Annotated in this window: 19 protein-coding genes and 1 pseudogene; 8 read left to right on the forward strand and 12 right to left on the reverse strand. The window is 59.4% G+C overall.

Annotated elements, in window-relative coordinates:
• Window positions 1-170: 170 nt before the first annotated feature.
• Window positions 171-359: pseudogene (locus tag M0D64_RS15490) on the forward strand (capsid portal protein); the annotation flags it as partial.
• A 62-nt stretch (window positions 360-421) separates the two neighbouring features.
• Here M0D64_RS15490 and M0D64_RS15495 read toward each other — a convergent pair.
• From M0D64_RS15495 to M0D64_RS15510, 4 genes are all read right to left on the reverse strand, one after another.
• Window positions 422-1,909, reverse strand: a complete 1,488-nt coding sequence (locus M0D64_RS15495) for a hypothetical protein (RefSeq protein ID WP_266258345.1) — start codon at window positions 1,907-1,909, stop codon at window positions 422-424.
• A 58-nt stretch (window positions 1,910-1,967) separates the two neighbouring features.
• A complete protein-coding gene (locus M0D64_RS15500) occupies window positions 1,968-3,668 on the reverse strand; it encodes an ATP-dependent endonuclease (RefSeq protein ID WP_266258347.1) in 1,701 nt (566 codons plus the stop codon).
• A gap of 214 nt (window positions 3,669-3,882) precedes the next feature.
• Window positions 3,883-4,398 carry a hypothetical protein gene (locus tag M0D64_RS15505; RefSeq protein WP_266258349.1) on the reverse strand — a complete coding sequence of 172 codons (516 nt, stop codon included), beginning with the start codon at window positions 4,396-4,398 and terminating at the stop codon, window positions 3,883-3,885.
• A 252-nt stretch (window positions 4,399-4,650) separates the two neighbouring features.
• Window positions 4,651-5,556 (reverse strand): hypothetical protein, encoded by a 906-nt coding sequence (locus M0D64_RS15510; RefSeq protein WP_266258350.1) that lies wholly within the window; start codon window positions 5,554-5,556, stop codon window positions 4,651-4,653.
• A gap of 267 nt (window positions 5,557-5,823) precedes the next feature.
• Here M0D64_RS15510 and M0D64_RS15515 point away from each other — a divergent pair, with 267 nt between their 5' ends.
• A complete protein-coding gene (locus M0D64_RS15515; RefSeq protein ID WP_266258351.1) occupies window positions 5,824-6,825 on the forward strand; it encodes a DUF4062 domain-containing protein in 1,002 nt (333 codons plus the stop codon).
• Window positions 6,826-7,299: 474 nt separating this feature from the next.
• On the opposite strand, the gene M0D64_RS15520 is transcribed toward M0D64_RS15515, so the two are convergent.
• Entirely contained in the window at window positions 7,300-7,800 is a 501-nt protein-coding gene (locus M0D64_RS15520) for a S49 family peptidase (RefSeq protein ID WP_266258352.1), read from the reverse strand.
• Window positions 7,801-8,322: 522 nt separating this feature from the next.
• Between M0D64_RS15520 and M0D64_RS15525 the strand changes: the two genes are divergently transcribed.
• The gene (locus M0D64_RS15525) at window positions 8,323-9,141 is read left to right on the forward strand and encodes a hypothetical protein (RefSeq protein ID WP_266258354.1); all 819 of its coding nucleotides are present in this window, start codon (window positions 8,323-8,325) and stop codon (window positions 9,139-9,141) included.
• Window positions 9,142-9,313: 172 nt separating this feature from the next.
• Here M0D64_RS15525 and M0D64_RS15530 read toward each other — a convergent pair whose 3' ends face one another.
• A complete protein-coding gene (locus M0D64_RS15530; protein WP_007180614.1) occupies window positions 9,314-9,520 on the reverse strand; it encodes a cold-shock protein in 207 nt (68 codons plus the stop codon).
• A gap of 553 nt (window positions 9,521-10,073) precedes the next feature.
• On the opposite strand from M0D64_RS15530, the gene clpS reads away from it, so the two are divergent.
• Entirely contained in the window at window positions 10,074-10,388 is a 315-nt protein-coding gene (gene clpS / locus M0D64_RS15535; protein ID WP_006050100.1) for an ATP-dependent Clp protease adapter ClpS, read from the forward strand.
• Window positions 10,385-12,682 (forward strand): ATP-dependent Clp protease ATP-binding subunit ClpA, encoded by a 2,298-nt coding sequence (gene clpA, locus M0D64_RS15540; RefSeq protein ID WP_074282414.1) that lies wholly within the window; start codon window positions 10,385-10,387, stop codon window positions 12,680-12,682. Before clpS ends, clpA begins: the two co-directional genes overlap by 4 nt.
• A 136-nt stretch (window positions 12,683-12,818) precedes the next feature.
• Here clpA and dut read toward each other — a convergent pair whose 3' ends face one another.
• From dut to M0D64_RS15570, 6 genes are all read right to left on the reverse strand, one after another.
• Window positions 12,819-13,265 carry a dUTP diphosphatase gene (gene dut / locus M0D64_RS15545; protein ID WP_154565868.1) on the reverse strand — a complete coding sequence of 149 codons (447 nt, stop codon included), beginning with the start codon at window positions 13,263-13,265 and terminating at the stop codon, window positions 12,819-12,821.
• 14 nt (window positions 13,266-13,279) lie between these two features.
• Entirely contained in the window at window positions 13,280-14,299 is a 1,020-nt protein-coding gene (locus M0D64_RS15550) for an LLM class flavin-dependent oxidoreductase (RefSeq protein ID WP_266258355.1), read from the reverse strand.
• A 75-nt stretch (window positions 14,300-14,374) separates the two neighbouring features.
• Window positions 14,375-15,589 carry a bifunctional phosphopantothenoylcysteine decarboxylase/phosphopantothenate--cysteine ligase CoaBC gene (coaBC, locus tag M0D64_RS15555; protein WP_266258356.1) on the reverse strand — a complete coding sequence of 405 codons (1,215 nt, stop codon included), beginning with the start codon at window positions 15,587-15,589 and terminating at the stop codon, window positions 14,375-14,377.
• Between the two features lie 37 nt (window positions 15,590-15,626).
• The gene (lspA, locus tag M0D64_RS15560) at window positions 15,627-16,133 is read right to left on the reverse strand and encodes a signal peptidase II (RefSeq protein WP_093638890.1); all 507 of its coding nucleotides are present in this window, start codon (window positions 16,131-16,133) and stop codon (window positions 15,627-15,629) included.
• The gene (ileS, locus tag M0D64_RS15565; RefSeq protein WP_266258357.1) at window positions 16,133-18,970 is read right to left on the reverse strand and encodes an isoleucine--tRNA ligase; all 2,838 of its coding nucleotides are present in this window, start codon (window positions 18,968-18,970) and stop codon (window positions 16,133-16,135) included. Before ileS ends, lspA begins: the two co-directional genes overlap by 1 nt.
• Window positions 18,971-19,140: 170 nt before the next feature.
• Window positions 19,141-20,136, reverse strand: coding sequence for a bifunctional riboflavin kinase/FAD synthetase (locus tag M0D64_RS15570; protein WP_266258359.1), 996 nt, complete (start codon window positions 20,134-20,136; stop codon window positions 19,141-19,143).
• Window positions 20,137-20,254: 118 nt separating this feature from the next.
• On the opposite strand from M0D64_RS15570, the gene purN reads away from it, so the two are divergent.
• The 3 genes from purN to M0D64_RS15585 all read left to right on the forward strand — a co-directional run bounded on the left by purN (window position 20,255) and on the right by M0D64_RS15585 (window position 23,594).
• Complete coding sequence (gene purN, locus M0D64_RS15575; RefSeq protein WP_266258361.1) at window positions 20,255-20,908, forward strand: phosphoribosylglycinamide formyltransferase; 654 nt, start codon at window positions 20,255-20,257, stop codon at window positions 20,906-20,908.
• Complete coding sequence (locus M0D64_RS15580) at window positions 20,905-22,164, forward strand: RsmB/NOP family class I SAM-dependent RNA methyltransferase (RefSeq protein WP_266258362.1); 1,260 nt, start codon at window positions 20,905-20,907, stop codon at window positions 22,162-22,164. The genes purN and M0D64_RS15580 overlap by 4 nt, the downstream gene beginning before the upstream one ends.
• Window positions 22,165-22,238: 74 nt before the next feature.
• On the forward strand, window positions 22,239-23,594 hold the full coding sequence (locus M0D64_RS15585) for a mechanosensitive ion channel family protein (protein ID WP_266258363.1): 1,356 nt from the start codon (window positions 22,239-22,241) through the stop codon (window positions 23,592-23,594).
• Window positions 23,595-23,786: the final 192 nt, after the last annotated feature.

Genomic DNA, 23,786 nt, shown 5'->3' on the forward strand with positions numbered 1-23,786 from the left:
AACTGTCAACAATCTGGACGGCGATGCCGAACGGCCGATTGTGGCCGAACTGAGCCGGTCGCGATGGACACCCAGTTTGATACAAGGTGATTCTTCTCGTTCGCATAGAGGCATAGGAGTTCGAGCGTGCGCTGCCGGGCGTTCTGTGCGTTACGCACGCATTGCGCTCGCCGCAGCTCACGGGGATCGTGCTAAGCAATACGGGCGGGTTTGGTGCGGCCGACACGGCCGCCAAGGTGTTCGAGTGCAACGAAATCGAGCCGTTGCAACTTCGATTCGCGCAGCTCAACGATTGGATCGGTGAGGGGGTTGTGCGGTTTAACCCGTATTCGATCAAGACGCCGACGGTCACGTCATAAGCAACGGGGGATTCGTTCTAGGGACTGTGCGACTGAAGGCAAATGCCTGCGCCAACGCTCATCTAGAGCAGAAGGACTCCTGGTGTACTTATGATCGATTCGAAAGTTTTCTCGACAGTTTGTCTCACCGCTCCTGCGGAGGTGTAGTGAACGGCCAAATCCCCTGGATCAGGAGGAGTCACAATGTCAAACCGGACACCCACAAGCCGCGTATATGTTCGTAACAATTCCATCGACAGCTCGTCGAGAGCGACTTTTATCGTGGCTGCGTTGGAATTCTGACCAATTCCATAGAGATCGGAGTTCACAAGGACGCGCACCATTCCGGGTTGATGGTCACGTAGCTGGCGCCGGCAAGCGTTCGCAACGGTCGCGCGAATATTCTGCACGCTTTTTGAGAGAGCGGTGGACCTTGCGCAAACTAGGATAGGGCGACGAACGCTCGTTACCATAACGTTCGATGCGTTCTGTACAATAAATTCACCAAACGGCTGAACAAAGTGCCACTCGCGCCGTTCGTCGAAGTTCATGATCCACCGCCAGAGTTCCACGGAATGGGCCTTCATCGGGTGCGGTAGTTCAAAGGGGCCGGACGGATGAGGAGTGACGTTGATCTTGACGCGGTGCGTCGATCTCCTGGTTAGTTTACCGGCGAACATTGAGCGCAGCAGATGGGGAATGTCCGTTATGCCGGCCTCATCATGCACGTCGATTTTGATCAAAAGTCCGTTGCCTATTTTCGCGGCTTCCTCAAAAATCTTGTCAAGCGCCAGCCGTCTGAATCTGCCAACGAAGTCAGATACTTTTTCCTCGTACTGCGTTTTGGCTTTGCATTCGATAAATATCGTACCGTCTATCGCCATATCGGGTACGGCCTGCCCCGTTTCATCAAGAAGTTCGACTTTTCCCGAATTCGCCTGTGCGCTTGCTACCAACAATTCGTATAGGGCGGACCGCCATTGATCGCCCGCCAATCGCGGGAGCCGGTCTTTCATGTTTTTCACATTGTCCAAGTTGAGGGCAACGTCTCGAAGCGACAGAAGGCGGTAGGCAAAAACGCCGCATAGAAACTCCCCATGCTCGTCGTGATATTTGAGTATTCGCTCGGTGCCTAGAACAGCTTCCGCGAGAGGGTGCATTTCGTCCTTTTGCGGTATTCCCTCACGAAGCGCACGAGCCGTCCCACGAGCGGAAGTCATCGGCATTTCCGTGTAGAGGAGCGGGTCAGCTGAGTTCTTACCTGCTTGTTCGACCAGCCATTGTTCATCGAATAAGCGTCGGGCGATCGGCAAAGCGGACCTGATCACTTCTGGTGAGAAATCTACCGCGTGCCCGATTAACATAGGTCCTCTCGCTATTGAATGGTGATGCCTTAGGCAATGCAGGAAAAATCCGCCCTGGTGTTTTTCGCACTCACTCCCCGCCTGCGTGGCGCCTTGATGGCGTTCTTTTGATGCGCTCAGGCGTTCGAATCCGAAGCCTTTCGTCACGCGGATTGACGGGGCATAAGCGTGGCGCGTAATTGATGCAATTTGATGCTCGTTTGGCATAGGCTCGTTTGTCGAGCAAAACAAGACATGGGCGTAGACATTCGCGATCGACGTAGGATCACAGGGAGTTCAGGAACTTGCCCAAGTCCGTATGTTCTATGTCTTTAACTTCTGTGTCTCTGGCAATTTTCCAGTTACTCGACTTGTGCCAGGGCTTTTTGCTTTGCTTAAGCAATTCGTATGGTTGAAGCGGCTCGAATCCGGGACCCAATGCACGTCGGATGCCGTTCGTTTCGAAGTAGTTCTCAGTCGCGCGCCGCTCTGATACGGAAACGCTAACCCCGACTTTTTCGCAGGAGGAAACGAAATCTGCCCTGTCAGAGGATAACGATTCGTCGGCGGATGTTCTTTCGCTGTCGATAAAGATTCGAATATTTTTCGGGTCGGTAAGTCTGGCGATTTCGGCAAGATGGGGCGCTATTTTTCCGTTGATTAAGGATGAGCCGCCGAGTTGCATAATTACATATTTCTGGTCGCGACCCAGCTTGCGCATGAATTCTTGAAAGAACAATACGTCGGTTGGCCCTTCGACGAGTAAAATTCCTTCGTAACCGAGCTCCGACCTCGCTGTGTATCCCAATTCGCCAAGTAGTTCAGCTAGATTAATTTTATCGCTATTCAGGGGTTCCATTTTGGTTGTCTTATCCCGTTGTACGATGAAAATCCGCTCTGCGGATGTTCGGGCTAGGCCGTACGAATGAGTGGCGAACAATAATCCTTTCTTGCAATAAGACCCCAAAGCTGAAAGAAAGCTAAGTTGCAGTGAGGGGTGAAGGCTTAACTCTGGTTCATCGATCAAGATGTATGTCGGCTCCATAACAAGAGCCGCCGCAAGCGTAATGATTAACTGTGCCACACCCGAACCGACCTCATACAGTTTATGAGGATGCCCGTCGATATATACGTCAAGCGTTTTTCCAGCGCTGTCGGCATTTATCTGAAGGGAGGTGAATCCCAACAGCTCCGCTATCTTTTGCTCGACTTGCGCTATTGCTTTTTTGCTTTTGCGCGAATTTCCTGCTTTCCAGCTGTCCCATGTGGAGACCAAAGCCGTACCGACCGGCATGTCGTAGTAACTGGCGGCGCCTTCATTGATGGCATTTCTAAAAGACGGGAAGAATCGAGAATTCTGTAGGTCCGCAAGAAATTCAATTAAATTGTCGTAATTTAATTTATAGCCATTGGGATATTGAACCGTAGTCCCTGTGTGGCTTTGAACATTTTTGATGCTCAATCCGTCGAATGAATGGATTGACCCGCCAGCAGATATAGCTGTTACTGACTTTGGCGTTAGCAGACTCTTGGTGGTGTCGTATTCGACAATTACTTCATTTACGAAATATAGTTGCGGGTCATCTGGGAGCTTAATATCGTGCAGCGTTATTTTTATCTCAAAACGTTCAGGATTGTTGTTGTTTGCTAACTCAGCAACATCCGCGACGCCCTGAGGCTGGACGAGGGCTTGAAAGCCACCTGATGGGGTAAACATCTGAAAAAAAACCACCCAAAAACTGCGCAACTCATAGATCGATCTTAGCGCAGACGATTTTCCAGCGTTGTTCGTTCCAATGTATGCCACAAAACCCGAGCCAAACTCAAGAATTGCGGGATTATTCCAGTCGAAGCATCTGTAGTTGCGCAAACTTACTGTTCCGAATTGCATTATTTTACCCGTAGTGAAAATTTGTTGTCTCAGCGCGGCGAGCGTCGGAAACTCACCACCAGTTTTTTGTTGCTTGCAGGCTTGAGCGCTAGGCAATGAGTTTTATCAATGTGAAACGACAACTGGCCGTAAGCGACGAGCATACGGCTTTGTCTGCCCGCAAATCAGAATTGCAGCAGGGGCGAGGCTGATCATGGCTTAAGTGGTGTTCGGGCGTCTCGCGCTGTGATCGCATCCCTTTTGCCTTGTGGAAGCTTGCCGTAAAGCGCATTAATTTCATACAATCATCACGCGATGCGCTCGAACGGCCCTAAATCCGATCCGGCCTATTGCCCGGGGCCATCTGCGCGGCTGTCATCGTTACTACCTCGTGATGCCTTTGGCGTCGCGCTTCGTCGTCTGCCGCAAGCTCCCCACGATATTTGTCGACAAGCGTTGACAGGCTGGCCTTTATTCTGTGAGCGGACACTATCTCCGACTCCAACTGTTCTGGGGAAAGGGTGGTGAAGTCACCGCCTTCGCTTCGGAGGGTTACTGCTATCTCCTCCAGTCTGACGCGGTCAGCCGCTATGCTCTGTTCCCACGCTACCATATTGCCCGACCTTCCAAGACCTCGCATAGCCAGCACGCGAGGTCTAGAGTTGGCCGCAGCTTCCATCACGGCTCGAAGAGTAGAAAGCGCTTCGTGCGCGTCGCCTAGTCCCTTCCGGAGTTCGAGCCGCAGGTCTAGCTTCTTGATCTGATTGCTTCGCACGTACGCTGCGATGCCAATGAAGGTGCCGATTAGCCCCGTCAATATTCCTATATAGCCAGGCAGGTCTGCCATCACCGATTCCCATTTTGGATTTGGTTTCAGTAATGTGCCAGCAATTGCCGCTTTTTTGGCTAAGTAGTTGAGGCCGGCCGAGGCGTTGAGTGATAGTGGAAGGGGGAGGGAAGGGTGGCGCGGCGCAAGGGCTCTCAGACCGTCTCAATGAAGCCGCGCCCTTGACGCGTCCCGTCGATCATTCCGCCCATGCGCGGCGAGGCTTCAACTGCCCGGTCAAGGCAGCGATTTCCATAACATCCGGGCTCAGCATCAGCTTTCTTCGTTACCCGCCGTTTTTGTTTGAAGCGACTCTGCCTCGGCATGCAACTCCTTGAACGTCGCGTGCGTACTCGGTAGGCCACTAACATAGGCTTGGCGCTCCGCGTCTGTCCGTAAGCCCGCAAAAACGCGACTTTCCTCTTCCGTCAGCTTGATCGTCCTCTTTAGCGTCGTTCCGCTCGGTTCGTGGGTTATCGACATATCAAATTGGTACTGCTGTGGCGCATAGACAGTCAATTTTGCTTCACTGCCGGTCAGATCGATCGGCTCCAGCTTGCCAGTGACGTAGTTATATTTTTGAAGCCGCGCCGAACCCTTAAAGCGTAGTCCCGGGGTGATTAGCAAACCCAACTGCCCGTCGTTGGCTTCCGCGCGAGGCCTAGGCTGTTGGGCAGACTCGACGGCATAGATGCGTGGCTTCGCGATCACGCCCTTGTCGTGCAGGTACGTCTGCCAAAAGTTCATCACGTTTGTGAGTACTTCGAGTACGTCCCGCGTAGTTCCGTCGATTAGCCCTGCAGTGACCCTTTTCTCGACATGTTTGTATGCGCCTTCTTGATCGCAATACTCGGTTATAACGATCTCCTCCTTCAAATCTGCAGCGGACCTCAACAACGGCGCGCCATGAGGCGTTGCGGTGTCAAGCGCACGATGTTTCGCCGTGTTTGCGATGTCGGCCAGCACGCCGTAATCGGTGCAAAGTCGCTCTGCCTTGGAGCGCGACATGGCGAAACTTCGTGGGAGGTGTTCCCGCAGATGGAAAAGGGCAGAGGCCGCAGCCATCGCGGTTCGAATGTCGTCACTAGCGCCCGCGACTCCGGATGCCTTCGTGCGCTGGTACTCGTTAAATGACCGCACTACATTCTCGTAAAAATACGCCGAAAAATCATCAAACATACTCTCTCGAACCTATTTGTAAGATGTAGTTGACCCTCGAACAAGATGAGTTTATAGGCGTATTTGCACGCCGCAACAAGTGGACGAGTCCCGCACGCGTCCCGCGAGAACTCTGGGCCTTGCTGCGCGAGACGCGGACCGCCCAAGCTAGGCAATTGCGCATGTCGGGTAACGGCAAGGGCCCGGTCTTTTTCACCTGCTCGGGACTGGTGTTTTCCGGTGCTAGACTTCGTGTCACCTAATCGCGACTCGGGGTCGGTGCGGAAAATGGATAAGAAATACCAGGTGTTTATATCGTCCACCTTTACGGACATGAAAGCGGAACGTCAGGCAGCGGTGGAAGCGATTTTGAACGCCGGTCATATTCCTGCCGGAATGGAGTTGTTTTCGGCATCGGACAAGAAGCAAATCGAAGTCATCAAGGGGTGGATCGACCGAAGCGATATCTTCATGCTGATCCTCGGCGGTCGATATGGCAGTGTTGATCCGGAGTCGGGAAAAAGCTACATTCAACAAGAATACGAATACGCGGTGGCACGGGGCAAACCGTTCTTTGCCTTGTACTTGACCGAAGCCGCCATCGCGAAGAAAGCGGCTGGTGAACTTGGTTTGAAGGCCACCGAGCGGGACGATACCAAGGCATACATAGCCTTCCGTGACCAAGTCAAGAATAGACTTTGTGCAGAAGTCGAGGATGTTAAAGACATCAAAATAAACGTTCCTAATTCAATTCGCGATTTAGCTGCTGCGAACAAGTTGGAAGGCTGGATGCGGGCGTCGAATGTTGAAAGCCTGGCGCCTCTGATGGACCAACTGGCATCGCTCCGCGCTGAGAACGCGCGGCTAGCGGATGAGTTGAATAAGCCGAAAGCAGAAGCAACCATGCTGTCGCGATTCACCGGCGACTTTTCTGAGAAGAGTCTGGACGCCGAGGTTAAGCTTCATTTGGAGGTAGACATACTGGCGCAGGGCATGATTGGTGCGCGTCACCAGTGGGTTACAACATATCGCGAAATCTTAACGATGATTGGGCCCAGTCTTCTCAGCGAGCCGTTCGAAGCCAGTGTGCATGCGTACCTTGGCAAGTTGCTTAGAGAACGTATGCCACATTTCGACAGCATTAAAATGCTCGAATCTTCCTTTCAGGAACTGAAGATGAAGCTCGCCGGTTTTGGGGTTGTGAATTTGACGAGCGATGACCGGAAAATCCGCTGGACGCTAACAGAAAACGGTAAGAGCTTGCTGGTCAAGGTGCACGCACCTCTATAACTGCAAGCGGCTTAGTCCGTCAGACGTCCCACGGTGGCTTCGAGCGTTGCCGCGCGGGACGTGGACTGCCCTGATTAGGCAGTAACCATGTTTAGCGACGCGCCGCCGGGGTCAACAGCTTGGCAAGGAATTCGAGCCCGGCAAGCGCGCGCCGTTCCTGTTTCTTCTTCACGTCGGCCCGTTCCGCTGCGATCAATCGGGCGTATATGGGGCCGCGCGGGAAATGGGTGAAGCGTGCCGCGAAGGCAATACAGTGAAAATACAGTTTGGGTAGGCTCGGATGGCCTTGGATGAGCTTGATTAGCCTTGGTTTTGCAGTTTGCGAATTGTGTAAGGCATTGATGTTAAGCAGAACGCGTCACACGAGTAAAACTCCGAAGGCAGTAGTCGACAGTTCGGGTTGTGCGTCGTCGCGGACCCTCACCGTCGCCGAGAATCGAGCCTTGGCGTCGGGGCGCTAACGAGGACCGATCGTCAGCAGTTTCGGGCGTGCGGGACGATGCGCCGCGCGAGTTTGCCAACGACTTCATCGAGCGTAGCAACGCCGTCCATCATCAATTCGTTTGTTGCGACCTGAGACCCGAGGGTGCGACGTTGATCTATGTCGCTGCGCACCCTCACGACATCTACGCCCCGATTACGCGACACGGCGTGCGAGAAACAGTCATGTCGTCGTTGACGCGCGGTGGGCGACAGCGGCGCAAAGGGACTGCCTTCCGTCTTGTAACGGCCCGCACCGATGAGCAAGGTCTTCACGCCTTCGTCTTTCAGCGCTGTCGAGTGATTCTGATGCGCGGCGAACACGCCAATCGACCCGAACTCGCTGCCCGGTGTGATGTAGAACGTGGTGGCCGTGCTTGCAATCCAATACGCCGCTAGGGCCGCGACGCTGTTTGCGACGGCGGCGATCGGCTTACCGCTGCGCGCGTGGCGCGTCGGCCAGCCGCAATATGAAGCCGAGAAGCAGCCGTCCAAGAGGCACGGCGAGCCGAAGCGCGCCGCCAGGATGCGGATGGTTGCGAAAATAACCAGTCGCCTGATGTCTAGGCTGAATCCTGTAGATGCCGGTCCGCACTATGGATGGGTGTGATACCCGGGCGATAGTGAGGGGGATTTTGAGGGGAATTCGAAGTGTGTAATTGGGTGCGCTATGCGTGACAAGGCTTTGCAGGCGAGTTACATAGAATGATCGAGTGAGCGAATCGCGCTGGTTTTTCCAGCCTGAGTCAAAACCCCGGCGCTGTGAGGCGGCCGGGGTTTTTTGCTTTTACAGCGCATGAAGCGCATCTGCATGCGATTCATGCATTCCTACAGCGTTTGCTCAAAACGCCACGTCACGTTACGACGTTTCAAGAGGTCGCATCCGACCAATATCGAGAACTCCCCGCACCCCGTCGGGTACGGTACGCCCGGCTGGAAATCGCGCCCGCTTGTTAGCGAGGCGCGCCCACCTGCCGGCGAACCCAACCAACTTCCCTGCGTGAGAGTGACAAAACGATGACCCACAAAGATTCCGTTGCCAATGTGTACGTCGCCACCCCCAGCTATGGCGCGGTCGTGACGACCGACTACGCGCTTGGACTTCTCGACCTCTACGACGAGGCGGCTCAACAAGGCTTTGGCTTGCGGGTCAACTTCAACAGCTTCGACAGTCTGATCACACGCGCGCGCAACACCATGGTGGCGGAATTTCTCGCCGATGCCCGCTTCACGCATCTGATGTGGATCGACGGTGATATCGGCTTCAAAGGCGCGGATGTGGTTCGCCTGTTGCAGGCCGATCGGCCGGTGGTGGCCGGCGTCTATCCGCTGAAGAACGATGGGTGGCCGGCCGCCGGTCTGGAGCAGGCGGTCCCGGCCGGTTCGACGAAGGCCGATTTTCGCGCCCGCCACGCCATGTACCCCGCAATAGTGCGGGGCGATGTACTGGAAGCCGACGCTGACGGCTTTCTCGACGTTCTCTATGCGCCCACCGGCTTCATGCTGATCAAGCGAGAAGTCTTTCTGGCGCTGATGCAACGCTTTCCTGAGCTTCATTGCCGTTCGAGGCTCGCAGGCCGTCCGGAACTGGATACGGGTGAGCCGGCGGCATTCCTCTACGCGTTCTTCGACACCATGATCGATCCGGAGTCGCGGTTGTATCTGTCCGAGGACTATGCATTTTGCCGCCTCATCGCAAGCATCGGTATCACGCCAGCGGTCGATGCGCGGTCGAATCTGCGGCACCAGGGCATTGCAGTGTACGAAGGCGATCTCGCTCGCAGTCTGGCGCTACAACGTGCGACGGCGGGCAGTCGTGCGGCCGCCAACGGGTGACTATCGAAAGCGTTCGGAAAGGAAAGCGGGTGTCCAGTATTTGAGACATTTGCTTTGTCGACGTTTCAAGCCACGGTAGCCGCAGTGGCAATCCGCCTCAAATTAGAACGCGCCGCCCAAAAAAAGAAACCCGGCACGGAGCCGGGTTTCAAAGGACGGGTAACGAACAGGTTCAGGCAGGTGCCTGGATGTTCGATGCCTGTTTGCCTTTCGGGCCTTGCACGACCTCGAAGGTTACTTTTTGACCTTCCTTGAGGGTCTTGAACCCATTCATCTGGATGGCCGAGAAGTGTGCAAACAGATCCTCACCACCTTCGTCAGGCGTGATGAATCCGAAACCTTTTGCGTCATTGAACCATTTGACCGTACCAGTTGCCATTCCAACTTCCCCTGTAACTCATGTCACTACCACGAGCCCTCGAAAAGCTCGACGGCCGCGCGATGCAGCCGCTCCCTCCTCACAAGCTCACCATCGGCATTTTTTCGATTTATGGCGCAGTGAAAAAAGTGCCAGCTTGATTGTTGAGGCTCTTTATTCGAGTGTCAAGAAAATTTTGAGACGTCGTTGTCGCGTTGCAAACAGGCGTTTTCCAGGGTTTTTCCCGCTTTTGTTTTCTTATGTGCGGTTGCCCAAGCGTGCTGTCTTGAAAAGTCGCATAATCGACTCACATGCTGTTCTGCGGGTCGCACGCCGTCCGCTGGCCGGGCGCGTGCCGTCAGCCAGTATGGGCAGGTTGTGCGATACTCGATCCGACTGCGGCGCAGCACGGCCGCGACGCATCACAGGATAGGGGCCGGCTCCGCAATCGGCTCGTCGAACGACGCACCGCTTGGGGGTATTTACCCATCAGGCGGGAGCGAACGGGCTCACCGGCCGGTCGGCCGGGTTTTGACAGGATTGCGGGCCTGTCCTAGTTGTTTAGAATGGGTGTATGGCGATTATCCCGGACAAGCAGGACGGCACCGTACTGGAGCGGCAGGAAAAGAAGCTGAAGCCGCCTTCCATGTACAAGGTAGTGCTGCTGAATGACGACTTCACGCCAATGGAATTTGTCGTGATGATCGTGCAGGAATATTTCAATAAAGATCGTGAAACCGCAACGCAGGTGATGTTGAAGGTGCATCGCGAGGGCAGGGGAGTTTGTGGGGTCTATACGCGGGACATCGCGTCGACCAAAGTCGAGCAAGTCGTTACCCACGCACGGCAGGCCGGGCATCCGCTGCAGTGTGTGATGGAGGAAGCATGATTGCCCAGGAACTGGAAGTCAGCCTGCACATGGCGTTCATGGAAGCACGCCAGGCGCGGCACGAGTTCATAACGGTCGAACATCTTTTGCTGGCACTGTTGGACAATCCAACAGCGGCGGAGGTGTTGCGTGCATGCGCGGCCAATATCGAGGATCTGCGCCAGAACCTGCGCAACTTCATTCATGACAACACGCCGACCGTGCCTGGCACGGACGACGTCGACACGCAGCCCACGCTGGGTTTCCAGCGTGTGATCCAGCGCGCGATCATGCATGTGCAATCCACCTCGAATGGCAAGAAGGAAGTGACCGGCGCGAATGTGCTGGTGGCGATCTTCGGCGAGAAGGATTCGCATGCGGTGTACTACCTGCAGCAGCAGGGCGTGACGCGTCTGGATGTGGTGAATTTCATCTCGCATGGCATTGCCAAGACCAGCAGCACGGACGCCGCGAAAGCGAGCGACGCGAATGCCGAGTCCGACGAAGCCGCCGCGCAGAAGGAAACGCCGCTCGCCCAGTTCACGCAGAACCTGAACCAGATGGCGAAAGACGGCCGCATCGATCCGCTGATCGGACGCGAGTCGGAAGTCGAGCGCGTGGTCCAGGTGCTATGCCGCCGCCGCAAGAACAATCCGCTGCTGGTCGGTGAGGCCGGTGTCGGCAAGACCGCGATCGCCGAAGGGCTCGCCTGGCGCATTACGCGCGGCGAAGTGCCGGATATTCTGGCCGATGCGCAGGTGTATTCGCTCGACATGGGCGCGCTGCTCGCCGGCACCAAGTATCGCGGCGACTTCGAACAACGCCTGAAGACGGTCCTCAAGGAATTGAAGGAACGTCCGCACGCAATTCTGTTCATTGACGAAATTCATACGCTGATCGGCGCCGGCGCTGCGTCGGGCGGCACGCTGGACGCGTCGAATCTGCTGAAGCCGGCGTTGTCGTCGGGCACTTTGAAGTGCATCGGCGCGACCACGTTCACGGAATATCGCGGCATCTTCGAAAAAGACGCGGCATTGTCGCGCCGCTTCCAGAAGGTCGACGTGACTGAGCCGACCGTCGAGCAGACGGTGGCGATCTTGCGCGGCCTGAAGTCGCGCTTCGAAGAGCACCACGGCGTGAAGTATTCGTCGGGCGCGCTGTCGGCGGCGGCTGAGTTGTCGGCACGCTTCATCACGGATCGTCATCTGCCGGACAAGGCGATCGACGTGATCGACGAAGCGGGCGCGGCGCAACGCATCCTGCCGAAGTCGAAGCAGAAGAAAACCATCGGCAAGAACGAGATCGAAGAAATCATCTCGAAGATTGCTCGTGTCCCACCGCAAAGCGTGTCGCAAGACGATCGCAGCAAGCTGCAAACGCTGGATCGCGATCTGAAGAGCGTGGTGTTCGGGCAAGACCCGGCCATCGACGCACTGTCGGCCGCGATCAAGATGGCGCGTGCGGGTCTCGGCAAGCTGGATAAGCCGATCGGCGCGTTCCTGTTCTCCGGCCCCACGGGCGTCGGCAAGACGGAAGTGGCGAAGCAACTGGCTTTCACGCTGGGGATCGAATTGATCCGCTTCGACATGTCGGAATACATGGAGCGTCATGCGGTGAGCCGTTTGATCGGCGCGCCGCCGGGCTATGTCGGTTTCGACCAGGGCGGTCTGTTGACCGAAGCCGTCACGAAGAAGCCGCACTGCGTGCTGCTGCTCGACGAAATCGAGAAGGCGCATCCGGACATCTACAATGTGCTGCTGCAGGTGATGGACCACGGCACGCTGACGGACAACAACGGCCGCAAGGCGGATTTCCGCAACGTCATCATCATCATGACGACGAACGCGGGCGCCGAGGCAATGGGCAAGGCGGTGATCGGCTTCACGAATCGTCGGGAAACCGGCGACGAAATGGTCGACATCAAGCGCATGTTCACGCCGGAGTTCCGTAACCGTCTGGACGCAACGATCAGCTTCCGCTCGCTCGATGAAGAAATCATCATGCGCGTGGTCGACAAGTTCCTGATGCAACTGGAAGATCAGCTGCACGAGAAGAAGGTCGATGCGCTCTTCACCGACGCGCTGCGTGCTCACCTCGCGAAACACGGTTTCGATCCGTTGATGGGTGCGCGGCCGATGCAGCGTCTGATCCAGGACACGATCCGTCGTGCGCTGGCCGACGAGTTGCTGTTCGGCAAGCTGATGAACGGCGGCCGCGTGACGGTCGACGTGGATGCGGAAGACAAGGTGCAGTTGACCTTCGACGAGCATCCGGCGCCGCGTAATCCGAATCCGGAAGCGGTTGAGGTTGAGTAAGTCGGTCGAGTAAGCGTTTCAGTCTCATCTGAAAGCAGAACGGCGCGGGTTGAACCCCGCGCCGTTCTGCTTTTTGCGTTGCGCGAAGCGCTTGTTGGAAGCAAGCGAGGCTTCAACGCTTATCGATCGATAGGGCTTAGTGCTTGCCGGTGCTTCCGAACCCGCCTGCGCCACGCTCGCTGGTCTCGAAATCGTCGACGATGTTGAATTCAGCTTGCACGACCGGCACGATCACCAGTTGGGCAAGGCGCTCCATCGGATTCAATACGAACGTGGTTGTGCCGCGATTCCAGGTCGAAATCATCAGTTGCCCTTGATAATCTGAATCGATCAGCCCGACCAGGTTGCCCAGCACGATGCCGTGTTTATGACCCAGACCCGAACGCGGCAGGATCAGCGCCGCGTAACCCGGATCGGCGACGTGAATCGCCAGACCCGTCGGCACCAGTGCGGTTTCGCCGGGTTTGAGGGTCAGCGGTTCGTCGAGGCAGGCGCGTAGGTCGAGGCCCGCGCTGCCGGTGGTTGCGTAGGCCGGGAGTTGTTCGCGCATGCGCGCATCGAGAATCTTCAGGTCGAGTTTCATGCAGGTTCGAAGGGTTAAGGAGTGGAGGCCGGGCGTCCGAGTTGGAACGCGTCGGCGAGAAGTTCATAGGAGCGCAGCCGGGCGCGATAGCTGCCCGCTACGGTGAGCACGATCAATTCATCGGCCTGGAACTGCTCCTGCAAGGCATGCAGCCGCTCAGTGACGGTTTCCGGCGTGCCGATGATGCTGCGCGGCTTCTCGCGGTCGATCACCAGTTGCTCACGCACGCCGTATTCCTGCGCAGCGCCTTGCTCGACCGTCGGAATCGGCGCATTCAGGCCAAGGGCCATCTGCACGCGGCGCAGGTCGACCGCTTTTTCCAGGTCGGCGGCTTCCTGTTCGGTGTCGGCGCAAATCACAAATACCGAGGCGGCCAGATAGGGCTGTTCTGTTTCCAGGCTAGCCTTGAAGCGTTCACGATAAGCCAGCGCCACCTGATGCCCGAAATGCGCGTTGATGAAATGCGCGAACGCAAAGCGGATGCCGAGTTGCGCCGCCAGCAGGCCGCCGAATTCACTCGACCCGAGTACCCACAATTGGGGACGCGTAGCGATTTGCGGTTGAAGCAGCACGCCGTGCCCAAGGTGATCCTCGGGCAGAGCGCCGTGCATCAGGCCGACCAGATCGGCGACCTGCTGCGGAAAAATCTCGCCGCGATTGTAGGCACCGGCCGCGACCGCCTGCGCCGTGCGCATGTCGCCTCCTGGGGCGCGTCCCACCCCCAGATCGATACGGTTCGGAAACAACGCCTCGAGCATCATGAATTGCTCGGCGACCTTGAAAGGGCTGTAGTACGGCAGCATCACGCCACCTGAGCCGAGTCGAATGCGTTTGGTTACGCTGCCGAGGCGCGCCAGCATCACCTCAGGGCAGGGATTCGACACGCCGCGCAAGCCGTGATGCTCGGCGCACCAATAGCGCGTGTAGCCGAGGTCGTCAGCCAGTTGCGCGAGTTCGACGGTGGCGGCGATTGCGTCCGCCACTGAGTGCCCGTCGATCACGGGCGTTTGATCGAGCACGGAAAGTAGCGTCATGTCAGTACTGCTCCAGATGAATCGGTGCGCTAGAGGCGCTCGCGGCGAATGCAACATGCGCCGCCGCGCGCGGCTTTAGCGAATCAGACTTGTGTCGGGCAGACGCCTGGCAATTTCTACGATCAATGCGCGCGCGAGCGTCTGCTTGTCGGCGCGCGGCAGCTTGGTGGCACCTGCCGCTTCGAACAGGATGACTTCGTTATCGTCCATGCCGAAGGTCAGTGGACCGAGATTGCCGATCAATAAAGGCACGTTCTTGCGCATGCGCTTTTCTTCGCCGTGCACTTCGAGGTCGCCGCTCTCGGCCGCGAAACCGACTGTGAACGGCGGATGCGGCAGCTTGGCAATCGCTGCCAGAATGTCCGGATTCTCGACGAACGTGAAGGTGGGCAGCGCGCGCTCGGCAGTCTTCTTGATCTTGTGTTCGCTGGCGTGATCGACGCGCCAGTCGGCCACCGCGGCCACGCCGATGAAGATGTCGGCGTCGGCGACCGAGCGCATCACCGCATCGTGCATTTGCTGCGCGGTTTGCACGTCTTCGCGGAACACGCCCCACGGCGTTTCCAGCGCCACCGGACCAGCGACCAGATGTACCTCGGCGCCGGCTTGTTGCGCGGCGCGCGCCAGCGCAAAGCCCATCTTGCCGCTCGAACGATTGGTGATGCCGCGCACCGGATCGAGCGGTTCGAAAGTCGGGCCGGCGGTCAGCAACACGCGGCGGCCGGAGAGGATCTTCGGCGAGAAGAATGACGCGATCGCTTCGTAAGTCGCGGCCGCTTCGAGCATGCGCCCGTCGCCGACTTCGCCGCACGCTTGCGGACCCGAATCGGGACCGAGCACTTCAATGCCGTCCGCGCGCAGTTGCGTGACGTTGCGTTGGGTGGCCGGGTTCTGCCACATCTGCCGGTTCATCGCCGGCACGACGAGCAGCGGACAATCGCGTGCTACACACAGCGTCGACAGCAGGTCGTCGGCCATGCCGTGCGCGAGTTTGGCGAGGAAGTCGGTAGAGGCGGGTGCAATGACGATCGCGTCGGCTTCACGCGAGAGATCGATGTGCGCCATGTTGTTCGGCACACGAGCGTCCCACTGGCTCGTGTAGACCGGCCGGCCGGACAGCGCCTGCATCGTAACGGGGGTGATGAACTGCGTGGCCGCTTCGGTCATGACGACCTGCACGGTCGCGCCGGCCTTGGTCAACAGACGCGTGAGTTCGGCGATCTTGTAGCAGGCAATGCCGCCCGTCATGCCGAGGACGAGGTGTTTTCCTGCGAGTTCTGCGGTTGCCAACGAAAGCCTCCGACAAAGCGTGGTCTACCTATACTCGTTAGCGCGAGCCGCGCACGCGCCGCAACTCGTCGAGCACGAGCAGGATCGCACCGATCGTGATCGCGCTGTCGGCGAGATTGAACGCCGGCCAGTGCCACGTGCGCACGTGAAAATCGAGAAAGTCGATCACATGGCCGTACGCCAGCCGGTCGATCACATTGCCGAGCGCGCCGCCCAGAATCAGCGCGAGCGCCGTGCAGAACATCTTCTGCCCGCCGTGGCGCTTGAGCAGATAGCAGATCACCAGCGCCGCGACTACGCCGAGCGCGGTGAACGCCCAGCGCTGCCAGCCGCCCGCCATCGCCAGGAAGCTGAAGGCGGCGCCACGGTTGTACACGAGGATCAGGTTGAAAAACGGCGCGACCTCATGCGGAACACCGTAGGCGAACACCTTCTGGACCGCGATTTTGGTGAGCTGATCGAACAGGATCACGATCAGCGCGACACCGAGCCACGGCGCCAGCGAACCACCGGCGGCTGACGATTTCGACATGGTTTTCGCCATTATGCCGCGCTCCTCGCTTCACCGTTGCCGAACAGATTGCTGAAGCAGCGGCCGCACAGGGTGGGGTGCTCGGCATTGGCGCCGACGTCCGCGCGGTAGTGCCAGCAGCGTTCGCACTTCAGATACTTCGAGGCGATCACTTCGACGCCTTCTTCCACTTCGCTGTCGACCTTGACGACGGTCGCCGCCGACGTGATCAGCACGAACTTCAGGTCGTCGGCGAGGCTCGTGAGCGCGTCGTAACGCGCGCCGCTCGCTCGGATTTCGACTTCCGCTTGCAGCGACGAACCGATCAGGTTCGCAACGCGTGCTTCTTCCAACGCCTTGGTCACGTCGCTACGCGCGGCGCGCAGCAGTGTCCATTTGTCGAGCAGCTCGCCGGCTTGCGGCACCGCCGGGAACGCGTGATAGGTCTCGGTGAAGATCGTTTCGCTGTTCGGTGAGAAGATCTTCCACGCTTCTTCGGCGGTGAACGACAGGAACGGCGCCATTAGGCGCAGCAGACCGTGTGCGATGTGATACAGCGCGGTCTGAGCCGAGCGGCGTGCGACGGAGTCGGCCGCCGTGGTGTACAGACGGTCTTTCAGCACGTCCAGATAGAAGCCGCCCAGGTCTTCCGAGCAGAACGTCTGCAGCTTGGCGACCACCGGGTGGAACTCGTATTTGTCGTAGTGCGAGAGGATGTCGTTCTGCAGATTCGCCGACAGCGCCACCGCGTAACGATCGATCTCGAGCCAGTCTTCGACCGGACGCGCGTGTTGGGCGAAGTCGAAGTCCGACAGGTTCGCGAGCAGGAAGCGCAGCGTGTTGCGGATGCGGCGATAGCCTTCCGTCACGCGCTTCAGGATCTCTTCGGAGATCGCCAGTTCACCCGAGTAATCGGTCGAGGCGATCCACAGACGGATGATTTCCGCGCCAAGGCGGTTCGCCACTTCATGCGGGTCGATACCGTTGCCGAGCGACTTGCTCATCTTGCGGCCTTCGCCGTCGACGGTGAAGCCGTGCGTGAGCAGCGCGTTGTACGGCGGACGGCCGTCGAGCATCGAAGCGGTCAGCAACGACGAATGGAACCAGCCGCGATGCTGGTCCGAGCCTTCCAGATACAGGTCGGCCGGGAATTGCAGTTCGTCTTTGTGCGAGCCGCGCAGCACGTGCCAGTGCGTGGTGCCCGAATCGAACCAGACGTCGAGCGTGTCGCGGTTCTTTTCGTACATGTTGGCGTCGTCGCCGAGCAGTTCGCGTGGGTCGAGCGTTTGCCACGCTTCGATGCCGGCCTTCTCGACGCGTTGCGCGACTTCTTCGAGCAATTCCAGCGTGCGCGGATGCAGTTCGCCGGTTTCCTTGTGCACGAAGAACGCCATCGGCACGCCCCATTGGCGCTGACGCGACAGCGTCCAGTCCGGGCGGTTGGCGATCATGCTGAACAGGCGTTGCTTGCCCCACGACGGGTAGAAGGCGGTGTTCTCGATGCCTTCGAGCGCGGTCTCGCGCAGCGTCTTGTCGGTGTCGTTCGGCTTCACGTCCATGCCGGCGAACCATTGCGAGGTCGCGCGGTAGATGATCGGCGTCTTGTGGCGCCAGCAGTGCATGTAGCTGTGCGTGTACTTCTCGGTGCGCAGCAGCGAGCCGGCTGCTTGCAGGGCTTCGACGATCTGCGGATTGGCCGCCCAGATCGACAGACCGCCGAACAGCGCGAGCGATTCGATATAACGGCCGTCGCCCATCACCGGGTTGATGATGTCCGAATCGGCCATGCCGTGCGACTTGCAGGACACAAAGTCTTCCACGCCATACGCCGGCGATGAGTGCACCACACCCGTACCCGTTTCGGTCGTCACATAGTCGCCGAGATAAACCGGCGCCGTGCGCTTGTAGGCCGGATGCGCGGAGGCGAGCGGATGATTGAAGCGCAGGTTGACGAGCTTCGCGCCCGGCGTGGTCGCGATGACCGTGCCTTCCACTCCGTACAGTTTCAGGCAAGCTTCAACGCGCTCTTCGGCCAGGATCAGCAAGCCGCGCGGCGTATCGACCAGCGCGTAGACGATTTCCGGATGCAGGTTCAATGCCTGGTTGGCGGGGATGGTCCACGGCGTGGTGGTCCAGATCACGATGCCACCTTCGTTGCGCGGTAGCGCATTCAGGCCGAACGCCTGCGCGGTCTTCTCCGGCTCGGCGAAGCTGAACAGCACGTCGATGGTCGGATCGGTCTTGTCCTTGTACTCGACTTCCGCTTCGGCCAACGCCGAGCCGCAGTCGAAACACCAGTTGACCGGCTTTAGGCCGCGGAAGACGTAACCCTTTTCCATGATCTTCGCGAGCGCGCGGATTTCTCCGGCTTCGTTCGTGAAGTTCATCGTCTTGTACGGGTTGTCCCAGTCGCCGAGCACGCCCAGACGGCGGAAGCCGACCTTCTGCTTCTCGATCTGTTCGGTCGCGTAGGCGCGCGCCTTCTGCATCACTTCGGCGGCCGGCAGCGACTTGCCGAACTGCTTTTCGATCTGGATTTCGATCGGCATGCCGTGGCAATCCCAGCCCGGCACGTAGACCGCGTCGAAGCCCGCCAGATTGCGTGCCTTGACGATCATGTCCTTGAGGATCTTGTTGACCGCGTGGCCGAGGTGGATGTCGCCGTTCGCATACGGCGGGCCGTCGTGCAGGATGAACTTCTTACGGCCTTTGCTGGCCGCGCGGATCGTCTCGTAGACCTTGCGTTCCTGCCATTCCTTGACCCATTGCGGCTCGCGTTTGGGCAGGTCGCCACGCATCGGGAACGGCGTGTCGAGCAGGTTGACCGGGTAGCGTGACTGCGGTTTCGAATCGGCTTTCTTGTTGCTCATGATGAGGTCGCGGTGAATTCTTTCTAAGCGCAGCGAGGCTGCGGTATGCGCAAGATGCGCAGGGCGTTAGGCGCGCCCGGCAGGCATGTCGCGTGATCCACGGACGCCCTTCGATGCGCGCAGCAGTGGGTACATGCAGCGCTTCAGCGCGCTCGCATGTACCGCGGCGGCTATCTAATTCGGTCGGTGGCCGAGGTGGCGAAACCGGTGGAACGGCTGCCCGGCGTGCCGGCGCCGACGGCCGCGAACCACGCGCGCGCATTGGCGACGTCGCGCGCGATGGCGGCGGTCAGCGTTTCGAGGTCGACGTACTTTTCCTCGTCACGCAGCTTTTTCAGGAATTCGACGCGCACGAGTTTGCCATACGCATCGCCGTGCCAGTCGAGCAGGTGTACTTCGAGCAGCACGCGGCCGGAATCGTCGACGGTGGGGCGCAGGCCGAGGCTGGCGACGCCCGGCAACGGTTCGTCCGCCACGCCATGCACGCGCACCACGAAAATGCCGGCCAGTGCCGGGCGCTTGTGCGCGATCGGCAGATTGAGCGTGGGGAAACCGAGGTCGCGGCCGAGCTTCATGCCATGCACGACGTGGCCGCTGATCAGGTAATCGCGGCCCAGCGCGGCACGCGCCGAATCGAGATCGCCCGCTACCAGTGCCGTGCGCACGCCCGAACTGGAAATGCGCGCGCCGGACGGATCCGCCACGGTTGCCATCTGCTCGACTTCGAAACCGTGCTGTTGACCCGCGGCCTTGAGCGAGGCGAAATCGCCCGCGCGCTTGGCGCCGTAGCGGAAGTCGTCGCCGATCATCACCCAGCGCGCATGCAACCCGTTGACGATGATCCGTTCGACAAACGCATCCGGCGACTGGCTCGCGAAGGTGTGGTTGAAATGCTCGACCACGACCCGGTCGACGCCGTTGGTGCGCAGCGCTTCAAGCTTGTCGCGCAGCATGGCGATTCGCGGCGGCGCGCCAGCGGGGTTGAAGAACTCGCGCGGGTGCGGCTCGAAGGTCATCACGCAGACGGGCAGGCCGCGAGCATCGGCGGCGGCCCGGACGTGGGCGAGCAAAGCCTGATGGCCGCGGTGGACACCGTCGAAGTTGCCGATGGTCAGTGCGCAGGGCGCACGGCTTTCGGCATTGGGAAGACCGCGGAAGACTCTCACGATAGCGGGTTTGAGGTAGGGCGGCCGAGATGCCGCAAAACAAACGATTATAAACGCTCAGCGCACGAGACGGCGGCGCGTCGCCGTTTCAGTGTCCCCCGAATGATAAAATCCGCGGATGAAAAAACTCGTCATCCTGATTTCCGGACGGGGAAGCAACATGGAAGCTATCATTCGCGCCTGCGCGGACGAAGGCTGGGCGGCGCAAGTCGCCGCTGTGATTGCCAACCGTCCTGACGCCGCGGGCCTTGCGTTCGCTGCGTCGCACGGCATTGCCACGGCGGTGGTCGACCACCGCCAGTTTCCCGATCGCGACAGCTTCGACGCCGCGCTGGCGCAAGAAATCGACAGCTTCGCGCCTGATCTCGTCGTGCTCGCCGGCTTCATGCGGGTGCTCACGGCCGGTTTCGTCGACCATTACACCGGGCGCATGCTGAACGTGCATCCGTCGCTGCTGCCGAGCTTTCCGGGCCTGAAAACCCATCAACAGGCACTTGACGCCGGCGTGCGGCTGCACGGCGCGTCGGTGCATTTTGTCACGTCGCAGCTGGATCACGGGCCGATCGTCGCGCAGGCTGCCGTCCCCGTCGAAGCTGGCGACACCCCCGCCACGCTCGCAGAACGCGTGCTGGCAACCGAACACATTATCTATCCACGCGCGGTGCGCTGGTTCGTCGAAGGGCGTCTTGCTCTCGACGGCTTGCGTGTCACGCTTACGCCGCCGGAGCCGCAATGGCTCTTTGCCGGTCACACCGCCGGAGAGGGCGCATGAGATTACATGGTTTTTTGATTGGACAAACCGAGACTTTGCTGGCTGAAGTCCTGAAGCTGAACGGTCCGGCCGACGCCACGACGAGCCGCTTTTTCCGCGCGCATCCGAAGCTCGGGCACGGCGAGCGCGGCGTGATCGCCGAGGCGATCTTCGCCGTGCTGCGCCGCCGGATGGAATTCGCCCATCTGGCCGAAGGCGGCGCGGGCAGCCCGGCGCGCCGCATGGCCTTGCTGGGACTGATGCAAACGGCCGGCCGCACGGCCCTCAAGCCGTTCTTGTCGGACACCGAATCGCACTGGCTCGAACACGTCGCGAAGATCGACCCTGAAAGCCTGCCGCTGCGGATTCGCCTGAATCTGCCCGACTGGATCTATCAGGCGCTCGCGAAGCGCTTCGAACCTGCGGAACTTGCGCAGCTGGCCGCCGCGCTGAATTATCCGGCGCCGCTGGACCTGCGCGCGAACCCGATCAAGGCAAGCCGCGACGACGTGCTGAACGCGCTGTCGAAGGCAGGCATCGAAGGTGGCGCGACGCCTTTCGCACCGTTCGGCGTGCGGGTGGTCGGCAAGCCGCCGCTGACCAAGCTCGACGCGTTCCAGCACGGCTGGGTCGAAGTTCAGGACGAGGGCAGCCAGTTACTGTGTTCGCTGGTCGCCCCCAAGCGCGGCGAAATGATCGTGGACTTCTGCGCGGGCGCCGGCGGCAAGACGCTGGCACTGGGCGCGGCGATGCGTTCCACCGGGCGTCTGTACGCCTTCGACGTCTCCGAGCGGCGTTTGGCCAAGCTCAAGCCGCGCCTCGCGCGCAGCGGGCTGTCGAACGTGAATCCGGTGCTGATCGACAGTGAACACGACGCCAAGATCAAGCGTCTGGCCGGCAAGATCGACCGCGTGCTGGTCGACGCACCGTGCAGCGGCCTGGGTACGCTGCGTCGTAACCCGGACCTGAAGTGGCGCCAGTCGCCGGAATCGGTCGCCGAACTGGCGCCGAAGCAGGCGTCGATTCTGGCCAGTGCCTCGCGTCTGGTGAAGAAGGGCGGCCGTCTCGTCTACGCAACCTGCTCGATTCTGGAAGCGGAAAACGAAGCCGTCGTGCAGCAGTTCCTCGCCGACCATCCGGACTTCGCATTGGTGCCGGCGCGCGACGTGCTCGCCGAGCAGCGCATCGACCTGGAAATGGGCGATTACCTGTCGCTGTGGCCGCACCGCCACGCTACCGACGGCTTCTTCGCAGCCGTGCTGGAACGCCAGAGCTAAACGCAACCGGCTGTCTGCCCGCGCAACCGGGTTCCTTTTCTGAATCCCGCTGCGCCGGCGATTTCGGCGACATCATGCAAAACCGCATTTTCCCTCATATGTTCGGCGACCTCGCGCGCGACTTCGGCCAGCCGGTGATGCTGTGGCAGGTCGGCGTCCTGCTCGTGACGCTCGGCATTGCCTGGCTGCTCGCGCGCCTGTTGCGCCGCACCCTCGATCTGCGGCGCCAGACGCGTTACCAGACCTTGCGTTTCGGCGCGGAAAGCCTGAACCGCGCGTTCTTTCCGCTGATTGGTGCGGCGTTCGTGTGGCTTGCGCAGGCGATCACCGGCCCGTTCATGCACACCGCGCTGCTCGATCTGGCGCTGGTGCCGCTGTTCGGTATCGGTCTGATTTACATCGTGTTTTTCTTCGCGCGGCGGGTTTTCAGTCAGGACGGCGCGAACCATCCGTGGCTGTTCCTCGTCGAGAAGATCGTTTCGCTGGTCGTCTGGATCGGCATGGTGCTCACCGTGATGGGCATCCAGGACGACGTGATCACCTGGATGGGCAGCGTGCGCTTCCGGGTCGCGAATGCGCACATGACGCTGCTTTCGCTTACCACGGGGCTTCTGTGGGTGTGTGTGACGATGATCGTCGCGATGTGGCTCGGGGCCACGTTCGAAGATCGTCTGATGCGTTCGAAGACGCTCGATGCCAACCTCAAGGTGGTGGTGGCGCGAGTCGGGCGCGCTGCGTTCGTGCTGGCGGCGGTGTTGATCAGCCTGTCGCTGGTCGGAATCGACATCACGGTGCTGGGCGTGTTCGGCGGCGCGCTGGGTGTCGGGCTCGGGTTCGGCTTGCAGAAGATCGCCAGCAACTACGTCTCGGGCTTCATCATCCTGATCGACCGCTCGCTGCGCATCGGCGACACCATCAATGTCAGCGGCTTGCAGGGCATGGTCACGCAGATCCGCACGCGTTATACGGTGGTGCGCGGCCTCGACGGCATCGAAACGCTGATTCCGAACGAAAAGCTGATTACGGACGTGGTGCAGAACCAGTCGTCCTATTTGACGCGCGGCTACGCCAAGGCGGCCGTGCAGGTCGCCTACTCCACCGACGTCGAGCAGGCGATGGCGTTGCTCGCCGAGGCCGCACAGGGCGTCGCGCGGGTGCTGCAGGAACCGGCGCCTACGCCTTATCTGGTTGGTTTCGGCCCCGACGGCATCAACCTCGAACTGGGTTTCTGGATCGAAGACGCGGCAACAGGCACGTCAGGCGTGCGCTCGGCCGTCAATCGCAACATCTGGCGTCTGTTCTCCGAACACGACATCGCAATTCCTTTCTCGCAACGCGAAGTGCGAATCGTCGGCAACGTCAGCGACGCCATGCCGCAAGCGGTAACAATGACTGCTCCCGTGGCCAATCAGGCCGACAGCGCCCACTGACGGGCACTTCGAACCCGCCGGCGGGTCCAAAAAAGACCGCCGGCGCGTTCCATCTGGTTGATACCGCACAAAAAATCCCTATTTGTTACAAACACTTGGAACGCTTCAAGTAGAATATCGTCCAATCCCGCTGTATGCTTTCACTTTCTTGACACGCGCATTTCGCGTGTGTCTGGCGTCTCTTGTTCCACA

Source organism: Paraburkholderia sp. WS6, from assembly GCF_030464835.1.
In the GTDB taxonomy this organism is placed as follows: domain Bacteria; phylum Pseudomonadota; class Gammaproteobacteria; order Burkholderiales; family Burkholderiaceae; genus Paraburkholderia; species Paraburkholderia madseniana.

Excerpts from the sequence above, each read along its gene's own strand:
- M0D64_RS15495 (WP_266258345.1), bottom strand. The coding sequence starts at position 1,909 with ATGCCAAACGAGCATCAAATTGCATCAATTACGCGCCACGCTTATGCC.
- M0D64_RS15505 (WP_266258349.1), bottom strand. The coding sequence starts at position 4,398 with ATGGCAGACCTGCCTGGCTATATAGGAATATTGACGGGGCTAATCGGC.
- M0D64_RS15510 (WP_266258350.1), bottom strand. The coding sequence starts at position 5,556 with ATGTTTGATGATTTTTCGGCGTATTTTTACGAGAATGTAGTGCGGTCA.
- M0D64_RS15515 (WP_266258351.1), top strand. The coding sequence starts at position 5,824 with ATGGATAAGAAATACCAGGTGTTTATATCGTCCACCTTTACGGACATG.
- M0D64_RS15525 (WP_266258354.1), top strand. The coding sequence starts at position 8,323 with ATGACCCACAAAGATTCCGTTGCCAATGTGTACGTCGCCACCCCCAGC.
- M0D64_RS15530 (WP_007180614.1), bottom strand. The coding sequence starts at position 9,520 with ATGGCAACTGGTACGGTCAAATGGTTCAATGACGCAAAAGGTTTCGGA.
- clpS (WP_006050100.1), top strand. The coding sequence starts at position 10,074 with ATGGCGATTATCCCGGACAAGCAGGACGGCACCGTACTGGAGCGGCAG.
- clpA (WP_074282414.1), top strand. The coding sequence starts at position 10,385 with ATGATTGCCCAGGAACTGGAAGTCAGCCTGCACATGGCGTTCATGGAA.
- dut (WP_154565868.1), bottom strand. The coding sequence starts at position 13,265 with ATGAAACTCGACCTGAAGATTCTCGATGCGCGCATGCGCGAACAACTC.
- M0D64_RS15550 (WP_266258355.1), bottom strand. The coding sequence starts at position 14,299 with ATGACGCTACTTTCCGTGCTCGATCAAACGCCCGTGATCGACGGGCAC.
- lspA (WP_093638890.1), bottom strand. The coding sequence starts at position 16,133 with ATGGCGAAAACCATGTCGAAATCGTCAGCCGCCGGTGGTTCGCTGGCG.
- ileS (WP_266258357.1), bottom strand. The coding sequence starts at position 18,970 with ATGAGCAACAAGAAAGCCGATTCGAAACCGCAGTCACGCTACCCGGTC.
- purN (WP_266258361.1), top strand. The coding sequence starts at position 20,255 with ATGAAAAAACTCGTCATCCTGATTTCCGGACGGGGAAGCAACATGGAA.
- M0D64_RS15580 (WP_266258362.1), top strand. The coding sequence starts at position 20,905 with ATGAGATTACATGGTTTTTTGATTGGACAAACCGAGACTTTGCTGGCT.
- M0D64_RS15585 (WP_266258363.1), top strand. The coding sequence starts at position 22,239 with ATGCAAAACCGCATTTTCCCTCATATGTTCGGCGACCTCGCGCGCGAC.